The following is a 19,757-nucleotide window of genomic DNA, read 5'->3' on the forward strand; positions in this document are numbered from 1 at the left end:
ATTATCGCCGAAAAACGCAATATCAGTGGTGCGGCGGACCGCCGCCGAGCATCCCACGCCAGAATCCGGCGCTCCAGCTCACCTGCAGGGTGGCCAACGCGGTAAAGGCCGCCAGGGCACTCGCCCCACGTCTTGCCACCAACACGGCACCGGCCGTGAGCACAGCCGGATACAGGCCCGCAGCGACGCCGCTCAGCGGCGAGGGCCACAGCAGTGCCATCACGCCGGTGGCCAGCACCCAGGGCACCAGGAGCATCGGCGGCACCTGGCGCCAGTGAATCGCCTGCACGTCTTTGCGCAGCATCTGACGCTTCCAGTAGCCGTATCGGAAGTACTGGCGGCTCAGCGTTGCCAGCGTCGGCCGCGCGGTGTACGTCGCTGAAATCCGGCGATCGAACACCACGTCCAAGCCAGCCTTCCGGACACGATAATTGAAGTCGAAGTCCTGATTGGCTGAGAGGGACTCATCGAACCCGCCGAGCTGCTTCCAGAGCTCGCGGCGGAATGAGCCAAACGGGACGGTCTCCACCCGAACGGTGACCGGACCGGCAGAATCCGGATGGCGATAAAGGGCCCCGCCCGATCCCAGCGGGTGCGACACAACGTCGGCGATTGCCCGGGCCATGCGGGTCTCGGCACCGGGCTGCACCTTCCAACCTCCACCCACCACGCCGGCACGCGCATCGGCCAGCCCGGCTATCGAGTGCTCAATGTAGTTGGCATCGGGCACGCTGTGCCCATCCAGGCGGACGATCACGTCGGCAGAGGTGGCGAGGATCCCGGCATTCATGGCCGGCCCGGGGCCGCGGCCAGGTCCGGCGACGACTCGTGCAGGCGTCCTGGTGTTCGCCGAGGACCAACGGCGAATCACGCCGGCTGAGTCGTCGGTGGATCCGTCATCCACGACGACAATTTCATCGGGAAGGACCGTCTGGGATCCGAGGGCGTCGAGGAGGGCCTCAATGGACCCCGCCTCGTTGCGGCACGGGACAACAACGGCTACGTTCAGCGGCGCTCCAGTGCCAGGCGCTCGCGAACGACGAGGAACCCGAACACGACGACCACCATGGCCATGAAAGCTGCGGCCACCAGCTGCAAGAGGGAGCGTCGGGTGAACGCCCGGTTCTCGTCAAACGCCACAGGCTTTTCAGATTGGTAGAGTCCACCCGCCGGGCGCAAGGCGACGCGGGAGAACTGGTCGTAGAGTTCGCCGAACTGCCTGGTCAGCATCTTGCCCTCGGCCTTGATCTCCTCAAGGCGCTTCTTCAGGTCATCCGCGCTGATTGACGCGCCGCCGGAGTCACGTAGCGACTGCAGCCGCTTGTAATAGTCGGCGCGATTCTGCGCGCGAACCGCGTCGAGATTCGCGGTCACCATTTGCTGGGTCAAAGCCTGCCGGAATCCCGCCGTCATGCCAGACATCTGAATAATGCGATCGATGAAGGACTGATCGATCAGGGGCATGGGCGCTTGCCCCGCGTCCCGGTTCGAACCCGCTGGCGCCGCGGCCAGCCTCGCGTCCATTGGAGCCGAGGTGCCGGAGTATTGCTGCAGGCCTTCCTGGTATTTCTTCGCCCGGTTCTCAGCCGATTTTTGCTCGCGTTCGGCAGACGCCACAGCTTCGTTGATCCACGCAAACGATTCCCGGGCCAACGCCCTGCCGGACGTCATCACCAGTGGTTCGAGCTGGGCGCGCAACAAATCGTCGAGCTTGCCGCGAAGTTCCCAGAAGGTCAGCCGATCGACGCCGGCCGGCGCAGCCGCACCAGCACCTCCGGCCGCGTCCGGTGCTGGGTTCAAACGCACCTGGACAGCGCCAGGAATTTTTGCAACTTCTTCGACGTTCAGAATAATCCGCTCCAGCGCGCTACGAAGCTGGTCGGCCCCAATGACCCATCCTCCAGGCCCTTCAGATGTCACGTCGAGGGTGGTGGGACTGAGCACGGTCACCTGGTACTTCAACACGCCTCGTTTGCTCTCGCTTTCGGTCGCCCACGTGGGCAGCACAATCGACATGGCCTTCACCAACACGGCATTCGGGATCGACGCGCACTCAGACGGCAGACTGAACACCAGACGGTACTGAATCGGCAAGGCGCGCCGCTTGGCCGCATGTTCATCCTGCAACTGCCGCCGTTCGACCGGGTCGAGTCGAGGCTGGCCCAGGAGCGCCTGGTACTCAAGGTCGAGCCACACGGAATCATCGGACCGTTGTTCGACAAAAAATCCCGCACGAAACGGTTCGGGCGCGCAATAGGGTTTGACCTCGGCCGTGGTCCACACCTGGTCGATCACCGACGCCGCTGTGACGTCGGAGGACGAAAAGGGCAACCCGTTGGGATATTCCATCTTGTCTGCGGCAAGGAAGGTCGGCCGAAACTCCAGACTCACCTGCCGCGTCACCGGCTGGATAAACCGCATGTACACGAAGCCGCCCACGCCAACAAGAACCGCCACCGCAGCCGCCGCCAGGATCGAAATTCGTCCGTGGGCCTTGAGCAAGGCTACGACATCAATCTTCCAGGCCTCAGAAACGTCGCGATTCGGTTCGGTCATAACGGACAAATCTCCCAAGCATCGGGTCGGGTCATCAGCCTAACATGGCACTGGTCGTCACCGCCTGCCGGTGGCCACCGGTGGCAGCCCCGCGCCAAGCATCACGGCCGCGACAACCAGCGGCACATAGGCCACCACCAGGCCCCCCAGTACACTCAGTTGCCCGATCGCGACCAGGGCCGCCAGAGGCGCGAGCCAGAGCGCGTTGATTCCGATGATCGCCAGCGTGACTGGCTGGTGCGCGCTCCACGCCACCGCGAGGTGCTGATACGCATGGCTGCGATGCGCCTCGACCACGCGCTCACGCCGCATCGCCCGTCGCAACAGAGTAATCGTGGCATCGGCGATGAAGACACCTGAGAGGATGAGCCAACTCCAACCAAGAGCCGGAGTGGCCGACAGGGCGCGCAACGAGAACACCGCCACGATGAACCCGAGATACCCGCTTCCGACATCGCCCATGAAGATGCGCGCGGGCGGCCAGTTCCATGCGAGAAACCCAGCCGTGGCTGAGGCGACCACTGCCGGCTCCAGCCACAGGACCGAGCCCGGCAGCACGACCGCCGACAGCACAGCCCCGCCGATGCAGACCGTCAGTGTCTGCGCGCCCGCGATGCCATCGATGCCGTCCATGAAGTTGGTCAGGTTGATGAGCCAGACGATGGCGACAACCAGCAGGGCGGCGACGGGCACACTCCAGGCCGGGTCCGCCAGGCTTGAGACCGCGAGACTCGCGGCAATGAAGTGCATGGTGAGGCGAAGCGCTGGAGGCACGTGGCGATGGTCATCCGCGAAGCCGACCGCGGCCACCAACACGCCGCACCCGAGCACCACCGGCGGGAGCGCGCCGGGGCTGCCGGTCCACCACCACCAGCACAATACTGCCGTGGTAACCAACACAATCGCCCCACCCCCGCCGCGGGGCGTGGCGACAGAATGCGAGCTGCGGGAATTGGGCACATCCACCATGTCCCGGCGGAGTGCGTACTGCCGTACCCGATCGGTGAGCCACCAGGACACGACGGCGGCCGTCAGCAGCAGAATCGCCCCCATGACTGGCGTCATCATTGGCGCGCCGCCTTGCGCAGGCCTTCATCCACCGAAAACGGAGGCTGCCACCCCAACACCCGTCGCGCCTTGGAAATGTCCACCTGCAGGGAACCGGTCAGGCGTTCGATCGCCGGCGTCTGCCCGCTCAGTGCGCCGGCCAGCCGAAGTCCCCAGCGAGGCACCGGCACAAGCCGCGCGCGACAGCCAGCGGCCGCCGCCAAGCGGCGCACGAGGGCCGGCGTCGACAGGTCTTCCCCATCACTGACCAGGAAGGTCTCGGACGCGGCAGCGGGATGATCCAGACACACGACGATCAAGTCCACCAGGTTGTCCACACTCACCAGACTGCGGGAATTCGCGATGCCCCCGAGCGGCAGCGGAATGCCGCGGCGCACCGCGTGCAACAACGACCGGAAGTTTGCCTTCACGCCGGGACCGTACACCAACGGCGGCCGAAGGATGACGACCTCAAGCGGCGCTCTCCGCGCAAGTTCACGAAGAACGCGTTCACCCTCACTCTTGCTCTCAGCGTACGGATCCGCCGGCGCCGCGGGACTCTCTTCGTTGAAGCGCCCCTGTTCTCCGTTGACTTTGACCGAACTCAGGAACACGAAGCGGCGCACACCGGCGTCGGTGGCCTGCAGGGCGAGACGCCGGGTGCCCTCCACGTTGGTGCGGCTGAACTGCTGCGCGGCCGCCGGGCCGGCCGCATTCATCACGTGCACGCGCGCCGCAAGATGGACAACGACATCCACCCCAACGAGGAGAGGGCGCCAGTCGGCGTCAGGCCCCAGCTCGGGCCCCACAACCCACTCGATACCCGCCGTCGGCGCTGAAGGCGGAGTCCGGCACACGGCGCGCACCTCACACGATGGCGTCGCGGCCAGCCGCGACACCAGCACCGACCCGACAAACCCGGTGGCGCCGGTGACCATTACTCTCACCGCGTGACCTCGCGCACCAGCGCGTCATAGCGCGCGCTGACCGAGCGGCGGCCGTAGTGCTCCAGCACATGCGCCCTGCCTGCCAGCCCCATCGCGGCGCCCGCTGAAGGGTCGCGCATCGCGCGACGAATGGCGTCCGCCATGGCCGCCGGAGACTCGGGTGGGACAACCATCCCGGATCGCGTGCCCGACACCAGAACGGCGAGATCGGAGTCCACATCCGCCGACACCAGGACCGGACGCGCGCAGGCCATGATGCGGTACACCTTCGACGGCACGGCGTCACTCCCGGTCCTGGCCGCAAGCGTCACGAGACAGAGATCCGACGTGGCGTAGATCTCGGGCACGACCGCGTAATCCTGGTGCGCCAAAAACCGCACATGTCCCAATCCCAGGCGTCGCGCCTGGTCCTCAAGCGCAGCGCGGCGGCCGCCGTCACCCACAAACAGGAACGTGAGGCCGGTTTCGTCTCGTAGCAACGCGGCAGCTTCGAGGACGGTTTCGAGATCCTGGGCCGGCCCCATGTTGCCGGCGTACGTCACCACAAAGTCGCGGTCCAGTCCATGCGCGCGGCTGAAGGCATTCTCCTTGGGCAGCGGCCTCATGTCATCGACGTCGACAAAATTCGGAATGAGCCGGACTTTGGTCTCAGGGACGCCTTTTTCCAGAATGCGTTGGCGCATGTGCTCGGCAATCGGCGTGATCACGCGAGCGCGCGCGTAAACAAAACGCTCAAGAGCGTACAGCGGCCGGATCAGCCACGGGCTCCTGATCGCGCCCAGTCGAACGGCGATGTCCGGGTACAGCTCCTGCACGTTGTAAATAAAGGGCGCGCGGTAGATCAGTCCCAACAGCCACGCGCACAACCCGATGGTCAGCGGCGGTGAGGGCGCCACAATGACATCCACGTTCCGCACGAGCGCCAACGACGCCATGAGGCTCAGGACATGGAACTGCGCCCACGCCAGGACACGGAGCCAGGGACTGGCGTTCTTGCGCGGCATGATGACGTGAATCACCGGCACGCCGGCGCATTCGCTGCGCGCCAGCAGCCCGCCCCACATCCGGCGCAGCGGCTGCCGCGCCTCGGCCTGGGCATCTCGGTTGTAATGCGGCACGGTCGTCATCACCGTCACCTCGTGGCCCGACGTCTTGAGGTCCGCCGCGAGTTCTCCCACAATCACGGCCGTGGACACGCCGTCTGGCGGAGCCACCAGCGTGAGCACCAGCACGCGCGCCATCAGGTGCCGGCGGCCGGCGATTCGTGCCACACCACCCGCCGCACATAGTCGGTGTAGCTCAACAGAATGCGGACCACTTTCTCCGAGACGTTCGGCACGTCGTAATCCCGAACCACGCGCAGGACTCGCTCGGGGCCACGCGGCTGCCCCGCCAGCAGGGTCAGTCCCTGCGCGACACGCGGCCAGCGAAGGCCGGTCATGATGACGGCCGCTTCCTCCATCCCCTCGGGTCGCTCATGCGCGTCCCTGATATTGAGCGCGCGGAGATTGAGGATCGACGCTTCCTCCGTGATCGTGCCGCTGTCGGACAGCGTCACGTCAGCGCCCAGCTGCAGCGCCACGTAGTCGGTCAGCCCGAACGGTTTGTGCAACTCGACGCGTTCGTCCAGAGCAACGCCGTCCAGCCGCCGGCGCGCGCGCGGGTGGGTCGTGACAATGACCCGCTTGCCCGTTGTGGTCGCCAGACTGTTCAGGATGTCCACGAGGCCGGACAGATTCGACGGCGAATCCACATTCTCCTCGCGATGGCAACTCACCAGAAAATAGCCCTGCGGCGTGAGACCGAGTTGCTCCAGAATCTTCGATCGTTCAACCTTGGGCATCACATGGTGGAGGACTTCGTACATCGGACTGCCGGTGACGACCACCCGATCGGGGGGCACGCCTTCACGCAGAAGGTATTCCCGTGCGATGGCGCTATAGGGCAGGTTGATGTCCGAAATATGATCCACGATGCGCCGATTGATTTCCTCGGGCACACGCATGTCGAAACAGCGATTGCCGGCTTCCATGTGGAACACCGGAATCCTGCGGCGTTTGGCTGGAATCGCCGCCAGCGACGAATTGGTGTCTCCCAGGATCAGAACGGCTTCAGGGCGTACTGCCTCGAGCAGCCGATCCACGGCGATGATCACCTGCCCAATCGTCTCAGCCGCGGTCGCCCCTGCGGCATTCAGGTAGTGGTCGGGCGGGCGCAACTCGAGGTCGTCAAAAAACACCTGGTTGAGCTCGTAGTCGTAGTTCTGGCCCGTGTGGACCAGCACATGGTCGGTGTCGCGATCGAGCCGCACCATCACACGCGACAACCGGATGATCTCGGGCCGCGTGCCGACGATCGTCATCACCTTGAACCTGGAACTAGCCACGGCGCACCTCGTTCGCATAGGTGTCTGGCCGCGCCGGGTCGAAGATCTCCGACGCCCAGAACAATGTAATCAACTCGGACGTGCCGACATTCTCAATGCTGTGGGTCACACCCGGCGGGATATCGACCACCGTGAAGTCACGGCCCGACACCCGATGCTCGGTCACGTCGTCACCAAGAATGGCGCGGAATCGAATGATGGCGTCGCCTTCGAGTACGCAGAATTTCTCGACCTTGAGGTCATGGTAGTGGTTGCCGCGGGTCACGCCGGGGTGGGTGCGCGACACAAACATCTGCCCGAACGTGGGCGACTTCAGCAGTTCGGCCAGCACCCCGCGCGCATCAACGCGCTGCTGCAGGGGATACGCGAGGTCTGACAGCGGCAAATACGTCAGGTAGGTCCCCAGGAGTCTTCGCGTCAGCGGGTCGGCAGCGTCGGCCACTTCGAGTGTGGTCCGAGCTGCCTTGAACCCCTGGATTCGCGCCGCGAGCGCACCCAACGAGATGGTGAAGGACGGTCGCACGGTTCCGCGACTGAGACCGGACGGCATCGGCGGAGACATGTGCGACTGGAATTGTTCGACCACATCGTCGACGTGCACCAGTTCGATGACACGGGCCGGATCAGAAATTTCGATCGCCTGGCCGCGCGCAATCCGATGGCAGAACGTCGACACGACGGAGTTGTAGTCGGGCCGGCCCCACTTGCCGAACACACCAGGCAGCCGGTAAATCACGACCGCCAGGCCGCGGCGGGTGGCATGTGCCTTGAGCGCGGCTTCTGCCGCCAACTTGGAGCGGCCGTACGCATTGGCTGCGGCGGCCTGGGTGGAAGATGACAGGACGATCAGCGGTCTGGCGCGGACATCGTCGATCGCGGCCAGGAGAGCGTCGACCGAGCCGACGTTCCCGGCGGCGAATTCCGCATCGGCGTCGATCCCCGGCGCGGGGCGATTCATGCCGGCAAGGTGGAAGACGACGCCGGCGTCGCGCACACCGGATCGCAGATCATCGGGCGTTGAACCGCGATGCACCTCGGCCACGTCCATCCCGGCCCGGCGGAGCCTCACCACGAGGTTTCTGCCGATGAAGCCGTGCGCGCCGGTCACCAGTGTCTTCACGGCGCTGGCTACTCGTCGATCTTCTCGCCGGCTCTGGCGCGCTTGATGGTGTCGACCGACAGGAGGAGGTCACCGAGTTCGGCCACCGACAGTTGCGTGGTGTTGTGGCTGGTGTAGTCGTCGTGGGCCGAGGAGTCGCGGCGGCCGGTGTCGAAGTAGAGGCTGTAGTTCAGGTCGCGGCCATCCGCGGCCACTCGGTAGTAGTGGCCCATGTCCTCGGCAATCGCCATTTCCTCGCGCGTCAGCAGGGTCTCGAACAGCTTCTCTCCGTGTCGGGTCCCGATCAGCCGGATGGCACTCTGGGTGCCGAGCGCGCGGTTGACGGCGTGCGCCAGCGTCTCAATTGTGGCCGCGGGCGCCTTCTGCACGAAGATGTCGCCGGGATTGCCGTGTTCAAACGCCCACAACACCAGGTCCACGGCGCCGTCAATGGACATCATGAATCGCGTCATCGCGGGGTCGGTCACCGGCAGGGACTGCCCCGCCTGCGCGTGGCGCGCGAAGAGCGGCACCACCGACCCCCGGCTCCCCATGACATTGCCGTACCGTGTGCAACAGATGACGGTGTCGCGGCCGGCGACGCGTGACTTGGCCACCGCGATCTTCTCCATCATCGCTTTCGAGATGCCCATGGCGTTGATGGGATACACCGCTTTGTCGGTGGACAGGACAATGACGCGCTTGACGCGCGCAGCCATCGCGGCGTTGAGCACATTTTCCGTCCCGAACGCGTTGGTCCGCATGGCTTCGACCGGGAAGAACTCGCAGGACGGCACCTGCTTGAGTGCGGCGGCGTGGAAGACGTAGTCGACACCGGCCATCGCGTCGCGCAGGCCCTGTTCATCGCGGACGTCGCCGAGATAAAACCGCACGCGGCGGTCCGCCCAGCGGCGGCGCATATCGTCCTGCTTTTTTTCGTCGCGCGAGAAGATGCGGATCTCGCTGAGGCCTTCAGCCAGCAGCCGCCCGGCAACGGCGTTGCCGAACGTCCCGGTTCCGCCAGTGATCAACAACGATCCGTGCAAACTCATGTTTCCTCAGGCGGCGTTCGCATGCGCGAGGCCGCCAGAATCAATCCGCACGACAGCCACTGGAACAGCCCGACCTTGGCTCCGAGCGGCACGGCATCGAACAGGCCGTAGACGTGGACTGAGACCACTGACAATCCCGCGCCGACCCCGACATATCGCGCGAGTGTTTCAACGCCGGGGGCAGTCACCAGATCCGCCGCGCGGCGCAAAACGAACCCTATGATAGCCAAATATGCCACCAGGCCGCAGAGGCCGACATCCAGGGCCGTCTGCAAAAACATGTTGTGCGCGTGCGGCGCGCCGGCCATCCGGTCTGGCGCAATGCGCACCATCGCCAGACCGCTTTCCCTCAAGTAGTCGAGGCCGATGCCGAACCAGGGCGACGATCGCCACGCGTTGACACCATCGCGCCAGATGTCGGCCCGGGCGCCGACGGCCGTGGCTGTGGCTATGACCACGGGATGATCGCGGGCGATCACGACGGCAACCGCGACCAGGACACCAGAGGCCGCCACCAGTCGCCACCAGGTGCGCGCCTGGATCCACCGCCGCGTGAGCAACACCAGAAGGCACATGGCAGACAGCCACACCGAGCGTGACTGCGTGAGGAGGACGACCACAGCCGAGAGGGCGGCCGACATCCATCCCAGCAGACGCAGCGCCAGAGGCAGACCGTGCCATGGCACCGGCGCGATCGCCACCGCAGCCGCGATCGGCAGGATGAGCATCGCTGTGGCGCCGAGTGCGTTGGGGTTCACCGACCGGCGGGCATGCAGTTCCTGCAGCGGGAGCGGCACGGATGTCCGGGGATCCGACAGGGGATTGCCGACCTGCGACTGGGTTTCATGGAGCGGCGTCGTACTCCTGAGGCCGACGCCAAGCACCACGGCTCCCAGGAGCAGGCACGCACCGGTCGCGGCGGCGAATGTCAGCCGGTTGCGGCACCAGACGGCAAGTGTGCTCATCGCCAGGACTCCCAGCGCCAGTCCGCAAAAATGGTTGAGCGTGTTCACGTTGTCGGGGACGCGCCACCACCCGAAGATGGCGGCGAGCGACAGCAGCGCCAGGGGCCAGGCGAGCCGACCCGTGTTGTGGATCAGACCGACCGCCACTCCAAGCGCCACCATGCCGACCGTGGCGGCCACAAGCATGTTGGCGTACCCGAGTATTCCCGGGAAGACGAGCACCGGGGTGACGAGTGCCAGAAAGGCGACGGCAAGCCAGGCGGCACGAGTGGTCATGTGCCGGCCACCCGACTGAGCAACTCGTACGTCCGGCGAATCGCGGCCGGCCTGTCGGCCCGCTGTGCGGCATACGCGGTCGCGCGGGCTGCGGCGGCGTCGCGTTCCTGCGGCGAACGCCGGCTGACCGCGTCGATGGTGTGCGCGAAAGCCGCCATGGAGTGCAGAGGCAGGCTCCACCCGGCGCCGTGCTGATCCAGATCGGTCCAGGGGGTTTGATCGCTCGTCAACACAGGCACACCAGCCGAGAGTGCCTCATGGATGACATGACCAAAACTCTCGCCCCGACTGGGCAGGAACAACAGGTCATGCCGCGCCAGCGTTCCCCTCACATCGGCGGATGGCACCTCGCCGGCGTAAACCGCCCGGATGTGCTCCGGCAACCGGGCGACCAGTGCCTCGCACGCCGCCCAATACCCGGCATCCTCGATGGGGCCATAGATCGTGAAGACCACGGGCGCCTGCACCGAGGCCAGCACGCGCAGGGCGAAATCGAGGTTTTTGATCGGGGAGATACGTGACAGGAAACAGACACGCAGGGCGCCATCAGCGGGCGCCGGCGGCCGGGACGGAGCCGCGGTTGTCTCGGCGGTCAGCACCGGAGCGACATGGATACGCTCGGCAGGCACGGCCGTCATCACGCGCATGATGTCCTGGCGCTCAAGGGCACTTGACGCATGCCACGAGAGATCCCGATAGAGTCCGGCGAGACGCGCGCACGAAATGTAGACGGATTTTTTGGCGCGCTTCAGACTCAGCGCACCCGGAGAACAGTCACCCCTGGGCGCGAGGAGGATGGGGATCCTCGGGATCATTCCGAGCCGGCGCGCCACCATGAGACGGATGGTAAAGACCGGCTCAAAGAATCCGTTGAGGTACATCAATTGCGGCGCATGCCGGTCTATTTCCCCGGCCAGCCTGCGGATCGACACGGCGCCCCGCGAGAGATACAACACCTCGGTACCGTCAACCGTCTGCCAGACGCCGGACGTGACGGTGGCGTAGGGTGTGTGACTGCCGACATCCGTGTCGAGCGTCACGATCCGGAAATCGACTTCCGCACCAAGCGCCTTCACGAGATTCACCAGCGAACTAATCGGACCACCCGCCCGGAACCCTGGGAGGTAACATCCGCTGAATACCAGCACACGCAACTTCGGCGTCATACGCGCCTACGCTCCTGCGTGCCGTGGCACCGATCGTCCGGGCCATTCCAGGATCAGCAGGAGCACCAGACCGGCCGACCACATCACCCACTGGAACGTCTGGTACGCCGCCACGTCGGCGAAACGCGCCGGGAACCAGAGCGACAACCCGACGGCAACAAAACCCGTCCACGCCCACGCCCGGTCGTGACGAAGGGCGTGCACGCCCAGCGCCAGCATGAGAAAGATCAAAATCAGGTTGTCGTAGTGCGTGTGGTAGGTCCAGAATCGCGCCGCCACACTGGCGATCGCAAACAGACTCAGCATGGACGCGTGGCGCCACAGATACAACACCACCAGGGCCGCTGCCGTGGTCACGACGGCGGCAATTTTGACGGCATCACGCGCACCCAGACCAGAGCCCACCGTGAGCGACACGACACTGTTGTCGCCCACGTAATGACTTGCCGTACCCAGAACCTCGGTCAACCACACGAACGGGCTCGCATCAATGGCAGGCCAGACCACCAGTGCGCCAAGACCGACGTACGCCGCTGCGCTCAGCACAGTTTTCCAGCGTTGTCGCAGCAGGAACGGCAGCAGGAACGGCCCGGCGAGCGTCACCTTGATCATCGCCACACCAAGGAGGACCCCGGCCAGTAACGAGCGACCCCGCTGGTCAAGCTGATAGGCGCCCACGAGTGCGGCCAGAACGATCACGCCATATTGTCCGAGTCCGAGCGTCGTGCAGATGCTGCTGGTAGCCAGCAGCGAGGCGGCAAACAACAACCCCAGCCTCCGGTCGGCGGGCCCGGCGAGCCGGACGGCCCAAGCCAGCAACAGGGCCAACAGTACCAGGTTGATTCCGGCGAAATACCACCGGGCGGCCACAAAACTCGAAGGCCAGGCAAAGACCGCCCCAGTGAAGTAGGCCCACGGAGGATACCCACCGATCGCCGTGCCAAGATCGGGGTCAGGAGGCAGGTCACGGTATGACTCCCTCCTCGGGTCGGGTAGCCGGCTCAGTGGAATCACCGCGGACGGATTCTTGCCCCGGAATACGTATTGCTGCTCGGTCCACCGCAGTTGGAAGTCCGCCGAGGACGAAAAGGCGAAGTACGCTCCGCGCGCCAGATAGGCAGCGCCTGCGAGGAAGAGCACCATCGTCGAGGCGACCAGAAAAAACTTCACCAAACGAGCGTGTGTTTCCAAACGAACGCGAGTGTACCCCACCTTCAGCGGGCCGACGATCCGGGCACTTCGCTGGTCCGATCAAATGCCGCCACGAGCCGGTGGGCCCACGCGCGGCTGTCGGGCACCGGCGCACCGCCGTCCGCGCCTGCCGCCAGCCAGCGGCCTACCGGAATCCCGAATCCGGTCTTTCGACGTTCGAGAATCTCGCGGGGGAGCGCGTCGTTCGGCGTCTCTGCCAGAAGCCGTTTGCCCGGATATCGGAAAAATGACGCGAGCACGGGCTGCAGGGACATCAGCAGTCGCGCATCCACCAGCGGCGTCCGCAGTTCGACGCTGTGGTCCATGCTCGCCCAGTCGCTGTCGCGCAGCAACTGATTGCGCAGGTACGTCATGGATTCAATCTGGCCCAGCGCCAGGCGCGGGTCCGCCGCGAGTTCGCCACACATCCGACTGACCCACCGACCGGCATCAAACGCCCCGAGCGAGGTCGCAGCCTGGCGGTCACCCATGATCGCGGCAAGCGCTTCGGGTGCGTTCAGGCTGCGCCGCAGCCACCAGGCGCCACCGATGGTGCGCGCCCACTCCGGGGCGTGACGCCATCGGTCGTTGCCGGTGCGCCAGGCCTGCGCCGCGCCTGCCAGCTTCGCCAGCGCCGGCACGCCGGGGACTCGTGCCCACGCGTTCCACCGGCGCACCAGCCGTGGCAGCGTGGTGAAGCTCTCGTACCCCTGAAACAACTCATCGCCACCCACGCCCGACACCACCACCTTCAAACCACATTCGGCGGCGGCCTTGCTCGCGTACCACGTGTTGATTCCGTCGATACTCGGCTGATCCATCGCGTCGATGATGCGCGGCAGGTCGGCGGTGAACTCGTCACGCGTGACGCGCCGGACATGGTGGCGAATGCCGTACCGCGCCGCAATCGTCGCGGCGACCGGGGCCTCGTCCTCACGACTGCCTACAAACTCGTCGTAGGCGATCGTGACGCCCTCGATTCTGCCGCGGCCGGCTTCCGCCATCACTGCGGCCAACACCCCCGAGTCGATGCCGCCTGACAGGAACACCCCCACCGGCACATCGGACACCATGTGCCTGGCCACGGACTCGCGAACCGCAGCGCGCACCTGTGTTCGCACGTCATGGTCCGACACGGAGTCCGGCACAGGCGAGACCGCCGCCTCACGCCAATGCCGGCCAATGTCCGACCAGCACACCGTGCGTGTCAGTTGCCCGTGCTCGATCCAGCCATAGTGCCCAGCAGGGATGGCCGCGATGTCGCGATACCAGGTCAGTGGGTCGGGCACACTGCCGAGCAGCCAGAAGCCGAGTTGTCCCTGCGGGTTTGGCTCGCGGGCCACGCACCCGGTGGCGAGCAGGGCCTTGACCTGCGACGCGAGCATGACGCCGTTCGACGTCACGGCGGAATACAGCGGCTTGATCCCGTACGGGTCGCGCGCCACAAACGCCCGCCTGGCCACCCGATCCCAGATGACCAGCGCGAACATGCCGTGCAGTCTGGGCAGCATCGCCGCGCCTTCGGCCGCGAACAACGCGAGAATCACCTCGGTATCCGACGTCGTCCGGAACGTGTGGCCCTGCCTCGCCAACTCGTCACGCAAAATGGAAAAATTGTAAATTTCGCCGTTATAGACCATCAGGTAACGGCCGCATGCGGACGGCATCGGCTGCGCCGCCCGCGCGTCGAGATCAATGATGGCGAGACGTCGGTGACCCAGGCAGACGCCCGGTTCCTGCCACAGCGCCTCGGCATCGGGTCCACGCCGATGCAACCGCTGCATGGCCAGACGAACCGGTTGCTCGAGGTCTGCTGATTCAGAAAACGCCGCGATAAAACCACACATCAGCCGGCCCCTCCCTGATGGGCCAACCGGTCCCAAATATCGACAAAGGCCTCGCCGGCGACGTGTTCGTCATACCGGCGTTCAACCGTTAGCCGAGCCTGACGTCCCATTTCGACGTTGCGCAACGGCTCGCTCAATAACACCGTCATTCGTCCTGACAGCGCCTCGACGTCGTCGAGCGGAACCAGATACCCGTCGAGGCCGTCGGTGATTATGGCGTCCGGACCACCACTTCGTGTAGACACCACAGGCACGCCGCACGCCATGGCTTCGAGAAGGACCAGACCGAATCCCTCTTCGTCCGACGATAGCGCGAACAGACTCGCGTTCTGGTAGAGATGCAGCAAGGCCCGCTCATCCGGCCGTTCGACATACTGCACGCGGTCACGCAAACCCAGCGCGTCGGCCCGCCGCCAGAATGACTGCGGGGGCGCCGACGCGCCCGCCAGAACCAGCTTGGTTCGGCTCCGAAACACATGAGGCATAAGGGCGTAGGCGTCTAGGAGGAGACCAATTTTCTTGCGTGGGTCGCCCAGCCTCGCTACGCAAAGGATGTACGAATCCCGGAAGGTCTGACGCGATTCGACGGGCCGGTAACGGTCGGCGTTAATGCCAGGCGGCAAGTGGCGCATGTCAACAACGCGCCCGGCATTCAAGTTCCTTGCGTAATCAAGCAGTGTTGGATTCATCGCTTGAATTGCCTGAACGCCGCGCAGCGCCCGGTCGTCGAGCTTGTCGGTGACAAACGTCATCGCGCGGCGCCACAACGCCGAGGGGCTGCGCGGACTGGCGTCACGCTGTCGCCGTTCAATCCGCGCACGGGTCGCCACGTGCAACGACACGGGTTTTCCCAGCCCCAGCACGGAGTTGGCCCACGCGGGTGAGCCGGACACCACCTGCACCACGTCGCAGCCGGCCAGCGCGCTGGTGAGCACCGCTCGCGGTCGATACCGCTGAAACTCGAACTCCCCAACCATTGCACCGACGTGGACAAAGGGAAGACCTTCCCATTCGCCGGTCGCCACCGTCGGGCAATTCAGCCAACTCCAGGGATTCGCAAGCCGAAGGCTCTGATGATCATTCGCGGATTCAGACAACGAGACCAGCTGCAGGTCGAACCCGCCTGAACGCAGCACCACGTCCTTGATGAAGCGCGCCGTGGCCGCCACCCCGCCCTCTCGGCTCAGGCTGGGCACCACCAATGCCAGACGAGGACGACGCCCCAGCGTCACAGCGTCCGCCGATCTGCGGGGCCACTCATCGCTCTTCTAACCTGATCGATGACCTCGGCCGCGCGATGCGTCAGGGAATACGCCGGCACGGCGCGCGCCTGCGCCCGCGCCGCCATCTGCCGCCGCTCCGCCTCTAACGGGAGATACCGGAGCACGAGACCAGCCAGTTCCTGCGGTGTGTCCCACATGGGCACTTCTGTGTGTTCGTCGTACACCGACTGGGCGTACGCGGTGCGGCGATGCAGGAAGAAGCAGCCCATGGCCGCCAGCTCATACGTGCGCGTGGTGTCTTCGTCGCCGGGTTGGCGAACCCCCTGGATGACCACCTCGCGATTGACCGGCGCCACCACGATTCGGCCCCGGCGCAACCACTCGCCATAACTCCGGCCGTGCAGCGACGGCGCCACCTCCCATTCGGGGGGCAGTTGATGGCGGCGTTCGATCCATCCACTCCCAATGACGCCGACCTTCAACGAGTGACCGGCCAACGCCGCCGCCAACTCTTGCATCAACGCGTGATACTCCGGCCGCCAGGTCGCGGCCAGCAGCAGATCAAAATCCTGCACGTCCGGAGGCTCAGGCCAGGCGTGCACGTTCGGGTCGTAGCCATGAGGCACGAAGACGCAGTGGTTCCTATAGCCGTAAGTACTCGCCCAGATCGCCGGATGAAAGGGCTTGGTGGACACCACCAGTTGGTATTCACCCATGGCGGCCTTCAACCTGGCGCCATACGCGTGCGGTGAATAGTCCGGAAACACGTTGACCGTAAAGACCCGTGCCCGTCTGGCCACCTCGACGGTGGCCGCGGCCACCTGGGCCCCCTTGTACACCATCAGGACATCGGGCCGTCGCGCATCCAGGGCCGACACGATCGCGCGATGCAACTCCCGTCGATACCACGGACCGAGGAGCCGACGCGTGGCCCGTACCCGGCGCGATCGCGCGCGGGGCGAATAGTGATCCTCCCCCACATCGTCCACTTCGATGCCGGGCAGGGGCACCAGCGCTTCGCGCAGGGATCGCGCGAACGATCCCTGCCACGTTTCGCCCACAAACAGCACCCTCAACGGCTCGCTCCGACCGCCGCTGTCGTCACGCCGGCGCCGGCCGAAACGCGGGGCACGAACAGGGCCGCCGCCAGAATCGGGTAGAGGATGAACATGAAGGCGCCCAGATAGTCGGACACAAAGTCGCCGTCAATGCGGAACGCGATAAACAGGCCGAGCAGCGACAACGGGAGCATGAGCAACGCACCGCCGAGGTAAATGGCCCTCGCGATCGCGGAGGTCTGCGCCACAATCCATCCGCACACCACACTGGCGAACACCAGTCCGAACCATCCGCCGTGATAGTACCCACTGGCGAAGATCCCTTGCCCGTCCGACGACGTGGTATACCCCGTGATCTTTTCGTACAACTCGACACTGGTCTTTGTGATCTGCGGCTTCTGCGGCGCAAGGAACCTGGGCACGGCCACCCACCACATGAGCTGAAACCCGTCGCCACCATTGCCTTCATCGTAGAAGGCGAGGCCGGCCGCCGCGGTCGGTACGTAACACAGCCGGCCCCAATAGGAATATTCGTCTTCCTCTTCGAGATCGCTGGACAAGGCCCACGCGTCAAACACAGTGACCACGCGTTCGACCATGGACATGGTGTAGCTGCTGTACGAGGTGATACGCGATTGGATCGTGAGATTGCCGAGGATAAAAAACCCGCCGGCCAGCATGACCAGCCCAAGAGGCAATACGCGTCGCGACCCGTACCGCATGGCCAGACCCGCAACCAACGCAGCCAGCGGCAGCAGCGCCCCCGACTTGCTGAACATCAGGGTGCTGGTAAACGCCAACCCCAACGCCACGAGCACCCCGAACAACCGCAGGATCCTCTCGCGCTCCCCTCGGTGGGACACCGCAAGGAAGATCGCGACCAGCACCAACTGCGCGAGGTTGCGGAAGAGTCCCGCAGGGATGCCTTGACGCCACCCAAGATCAAAGGTCAGCAGATAGTAGGCCGCGCCTCCGCCCAACACCAGCAGGGTGGTGATGACCCGGGTCGCCGGAAGGCGGCTCACGACCGCTGCGGTTTTCGCGGCTTGAGCACCGAGCCATGTGCCGCGCGACAACGCCGCCGTCAACAGCGCCATCGAAAACCCAATTGCATTGATGCCGTCGACCCTGAGCGCTTCAGGTGTCCCGATGGGAAAGTGCCCCAGCACCGCGCCCACCTCCAGCTCCGACCCGTAGGTCAACATGGCCGAACCGAACAGGAAGTAGAGCGAGAACGACGACAGGAACATCAGGCGGTGATCGGTCAGCACCTGCGCAAAGTCCAGGCGCACCACACGCACCAGCGTCGGCACCGCGACCGCCAGCCCGACAAAACACCAGACGCCGTGCACCCACCATTCATCGGCGTGGTACGACGGCCCCATCCACAACGCCCACACACCCATCACGAAAAAGGCGATCGCGATTTTGACCCAGTACGCGCGCGGAATTGCATCGAGGTGTTGTGGCGGCTGGGCCACCGGCGACAGCCGAGTCACCGCTGGTCCCCCATCGCGAGGCGCAGCCGCTGAACGATCATCGTGACCTGCATCCGCCCTTCGGCGTCCCGGACGGCCACGGTCAACAACCCGGCCGCCAGCAGGGCGACGCCCGCACGCAGCACCCAGCTCAGGTCCGCCAACTGCGGCTGCACCGCCACGCAGGCGACCACGATGGCCAGAACCGCCACCACGTTGCGCAGGGAGTACGCGGCGCCCCCCCACCGCCGGTGCACAAAAAACAGCGACACGCCTGCCATCAGCAGCATGGTACCTGCCCGGGCGACGGCAGCGCCGAACAACCCCGCACTCGCAACCAGAACTGTTGCAGACGCCATCAAAGCGATCAGGCCGGCCGATGTGGCATTGCGGCTGAACCGGCCGTCCGTCGCAATCTGGAGCAGGTGGTTCTGACAGGAAACGGTCAGGCCGATCAACCCGAGACTCAAGACGGCCAGCACAGTCGAGCCGGCGCGAAACCCGGCCCCGAACGCCAGTTGCATCACTTCAGGTCCCAGCCCGATGAGCATGACCGCGGCGGCGCCACAGACCAGCAGTTGCATGTCCATGATCCTGCGGGCCAGTGCGACAGCCTGTGCCTTGCCCCCTTCGCCCCACAACCGCGTCAGCTGTGGCGCGACGCCCCCGGTCGCCAGCATCACACCCTGGATGGCGCCGCCGAACAGCACGAGAGCAGCGGCGTAATGAGCCACGCCGGCATCGCCCAGATAGGCCCGGACGATCGGCATTTCTCCACGCGACCAGACAAGGCTCCACAGCAACGCCGTCAGCCACATGTTGATCGCGTATTCACGAATGCCCCGCCATCGCGGCGCATCGATCACCGCTGGTGGGCCGTCAAGCAACCGTCGCGTCGAGGCGGAGCCCACCACGGCCGCGCTACCCGAGGCGAGCGCCATCAGTCCGAAGACACGGCTGGGCCCGTTCGCGTCGAGGGGCATCCACAGCGCACCGGCGACCAGCACCACGGCGGCGACGACGCTTCCGCCGAATGCGAGATCAAACCGCTGCATTCCCGTCAGCGCGGCCGTCTGCATCGCCCACAAGCCGCTGGTCATGGTCAGCAGTGCCAGCAGCGCGAGACCGTTGGCATCAAGGGACAGGCCAGACAGCCATGCGGCAAACGGCACAGCTGCCGCTGCGACCCACGGCAAGCCAAGGGCGAATGGCCGCCAACGCCGGACCACGGCCGTCAGCAGGCCGGGGTCATGGCGAAACTCGGCAACGTAGCGGCTGATGGCGCCCATAGCGCCAAGCGAACACACCATGAACGTCAGGTCCGCGAGCCACTGTCCGTAGACATACTGGCCGAAGTCCGTCAGCGAGAGCCGTCGTGCCAGGATGGCGGCGAACAGGAAACGCGCGACCGTCAGGACGATGGCGGCTGCCGCAGCCCAGGCGGAATGGCGCAGGATCGACACGAT

The 19,757-nt window shown here is 65.4% G+C and carries 16 protein-coding genes; all 16 read right to left on the reverse strand.

All coding sequences use genetic code 11. From position 1 onward, the window contains the following. Window positions 1-22: 22 nt before the first annotated feature. Genes IPL75_16710 through IPL75_16785 form a run of 16 tightly spaced genes read right to left on the reverse strand, consistent with a single transcriptional unit; the run spans window position 23 to window position 19,754 of the window. Window positions 23-1,009: a glycosyltransferase family 2 protein gene (locus tag IPL75_16710; protein MBK9241839.1), complete on the reverse strand. Its 987-nt coding sequence runs from the start codon at window positions 1,007-1,009 to the stop codon at window positions 23-25. Beyond that, a complete protein-coding gene (locus IPL75_16715; GenBank protein ID MBK9241840.1) occupies window positions 1,006-2,556 on the reverse strand; it encodes a hypothetical protein in 1,551 nt (516 codons plus the stop codon). Before IPL75_16715 ends, IPL75_16710 begins: the two co-directional genes overlap by 4 nt. Window positions 2,557-2,613: 57 nt before the next feature. Further along, on the reverse strand, window positions 2,614-3,621 hold the full coding sequence (locus IPL75_16720; GenBank protein ID MBK9241841.1) for a glycosyltransferase family 4 protein: 1,008 nt from the start codon (window positions 3,619-3,621) through the stop codon (window positions 2,614-2,616). Continuing rightward, complete coding sequence (locus IPL75_16725) at window positions 3,621-4,541, reverse strand: NAD-dependent epimerase/dehydratase family protein (protein ID MBK9241842.1); 921 nt, start codon at window positions 4,539-4,541, stop codon at window positions 3,621-3,623. Before IPL75_16725 ends, IPL75_16720 begins: the two co-directional genes overlap by 1 nt. Window positions 4,542-4,546: 5 nt before the next feature. Then, window positions 4,547-5,821 (reverse strand): glycosyltransferase family 4 protein, encoded by a 1,275-nt coding sequence (locus IPL75_16730; protein MBK9241843.1) that lies wholly within the window; start codon window positions 5,819-5,821, stop codon window positions 4,547-4,549. Next, window positions 5,791-6,954, reverse strand: a complete 1,164-nt coding sequence (gene wecB / locus IPL75_16735) for a UDP-N-acetylglucosamine 2-epimerase (non-hydrolyzing) (GenBank protein MBK9241844.1) — start codon at window positions 6,952-6,954, stop codon at window positions 5,791-5,793. Before wecB ends, IPL75_16730 begins: the two co-directional genes overlap by 31 nt. Further along, window positions 6,929-8,056 carry an NAD-dependent epimerase/dehydratase family protein gene (locus IPL75_16740; GenBank protein ID MBK9241845.1) on the reverse strand — a complete coding sequence of 376 codons (1,128 nt, stop codon included), beginning with the start codon at window positions 8,054-8,056 and terminating at the stop codon, window positions 6,929-6,931. Before IPL75_16740 ends, wecB begins: the two co-directional genes overlap by 26 nt. Before the next feature lie 8 nt (window positions 8,057-8,064). Next, entirely contained in the window at window positions 8,065-9,087 is a 1,023-nt protein-coding gene (locus IPL75_16745; GenBank protein MBK9241846.1) for a polysaccharide biosynthesis protein, read from the reverse strand. Then, window positions 9,084-10,328 (reverse strand): O-antigen ligase family protein, encoded by a 1,245-nt coding sequence (locus IPL75_16750; GenBank protein MBK9241847.1) that lies wholly within the window; start codon window positions 10,326-10,328, stop codon window positions 9,084-9,086. Before IPL75_16750 ends, IPL75_16745 begins: the two co-directional genes overlap by 4 nt. Next, the gene (locus IPL75_16755; GenBank protein ID MBK9241848.1) at window positions 10,325-11,494 is read right to left on the reverse strand and encodes a glycosyltransferase family 4 protein; all 1,170 of its coding nucleotides are present in this window, start codon (window positions 11,492-11,494) and stop codon (window positions 10,325-10,327) included. Before IPL75_16755 ends, IPL75_16750 begins: the two co-directional genes overlap by 4 nt. 6 nt (window positions 11,495-11,500) lie before the next feature. Further along, complete coding sequence (locus tag IPL75_16760) at window positions 11,501-12,664, reverse strand: DUF2029 domain-containing protein (protein MBK9241849.1); 1,164 nt, start codon at window positions 12,662-12,664, stop codon at window positions 11,501-11,503. A 44-nt stretch (window positions 12,665-12,708) separates the two neighbouring features. Beyond that, the gene (gene asnB, locus IPL75_16765) at window positions 12,709-14,532 is read right to left on the reverse strand and encodes an asparagine synthase (glutamine-hydrolyzing) (GenBank protein MBK9241850.1); all 1,824 of its coding nucleotides are present in this window, start codon (window positions 14,530-14,532) and stop codon (window positions 12,709-12,711) included. Further along, complete coding sequence (locus IPL75_16770; protein ID MBK9241851.1) at window positions 14,532-15,728, reverse strand: glycosyltransferase family 4 protein; 1,197 nt, start codon at window positions 15,726-15,728, stop codon at window positions 14,532-14,534. The genes asnB and IPL75_16770 overlap by 1 nt, the downstream gene beginning before the upstream one ends. 32 nt (window positions 15,729-15,760) lie before the next feature. Further along, entirely contained in the window at window positions 15,761-16,831 is a 1,071-nt protein-coding gene (locus tag IPL75_16775) for a glycosyltransferase (protein ID MBK9241852.1), read from the reverse strand. Further along, window positions 16,828-18,312 carry a hypothetical protein gene (locus IPL75_16780; protein MBK9241853.1) on the reverse strand — a complete coding sequence of 495 codons (1,485 nt, stop codon included), beginning with the start codon at window positions 18,310-18,312 and terminating at the stop codon, window positions 16,828-16,830. Before IPL75_16780 ends, IPL75_16775 begins: the two co-directional genes overlap by 4 nt. After that, the gene (locus IPL75_16785; protein MBK9241854.1) at window positions 18,309-19,754 is read right to left on the reverse strand and encodes a lipopolysaccharide biosynthesis protein; all 1,446 of its coding nucleotides are present in this window, start codon (window positions 19,752-19,754) and stop codon (window positions 18,309-18,311) included. The genes IPL75_16780 and IPL75_16785 overlap by 4 nt, the downstream gene beginning before the upstream one ends. Window positions 19,755-19,757 lie beyond the last annotated feature (3 nt).

Source organism: Acidobacteriota bacterium (assembly GCA_016716905.1).
In the GTDB taxonomy this organism is placed as follows: Bacteria; Acidobacteriota; Vicinamibacteria; order Vicinamibacterales; family SCN-69-37; genus SYFT01.

What these genes read in the sequence shown, in the direction of transcription:
- IPL75_16715 (MBK9241840.1), bottom strand. Translation starts at nt 2,556, where the DNA reads ATGACCGAACCGAATCGCGACGTTTCTGAGGCCTGGAAGATTGATGTC.
- IPL75_16720 (MBK9241841.1), bottom strand. Translation starts at nt 3,621, where the DNA reads ATGACGCCAGTCATGGGGGCGATTCTGCTGCTGACGGCCGCCGTCGTG.
- IPL75_16725 (MBK9241842.1), bottom strand. Translation starts at nt 4,541, where the DNA reads ATGGTCACCGGCGCCACCGGGTTTGTCGGGTCGGTGCTGGTGTCGCGG.
- wecB (MBK9241844.1), bottom strand. Translation starts at nt 6,954, where the DNA reads ATGCGAACGAGGTGCGCCGTGGCTAGTTCCAGGTTCAAGGTGATGACG.
- IPL75_16745 (MBK9241846.1), bottom strand. Translation starts at nt 9,087, where the DNA reads ATGAGTTTGCACGGATCGTTGTTGATCACTGGCGGAACCGGGACGTTC.
- IPL75_16750 (MBK9241847.1), bottom strand. Translation starts at nt 10,328, where the DNA reads ATGACCACTCGTGCCGCCTGGCTTGCCGTCGCCTTTCTGGCACTCGTC.
- IPL75_16755 (MBK9241848.1), bottom strand. Translation starts at nt 11,494, where the DNA reads ATGACGCCGAAGTTGCGTGTGCTGGTATTCAGCGGATGTTACCTCCCA.
- asnB (MBK9241850.1), bottom strand. Translation starts at nt 14,532, where the DNA reads ATGTGTGGTTTTATCGCGGCGTTTTCTGAATCAGCAGACCTCGAGCAA.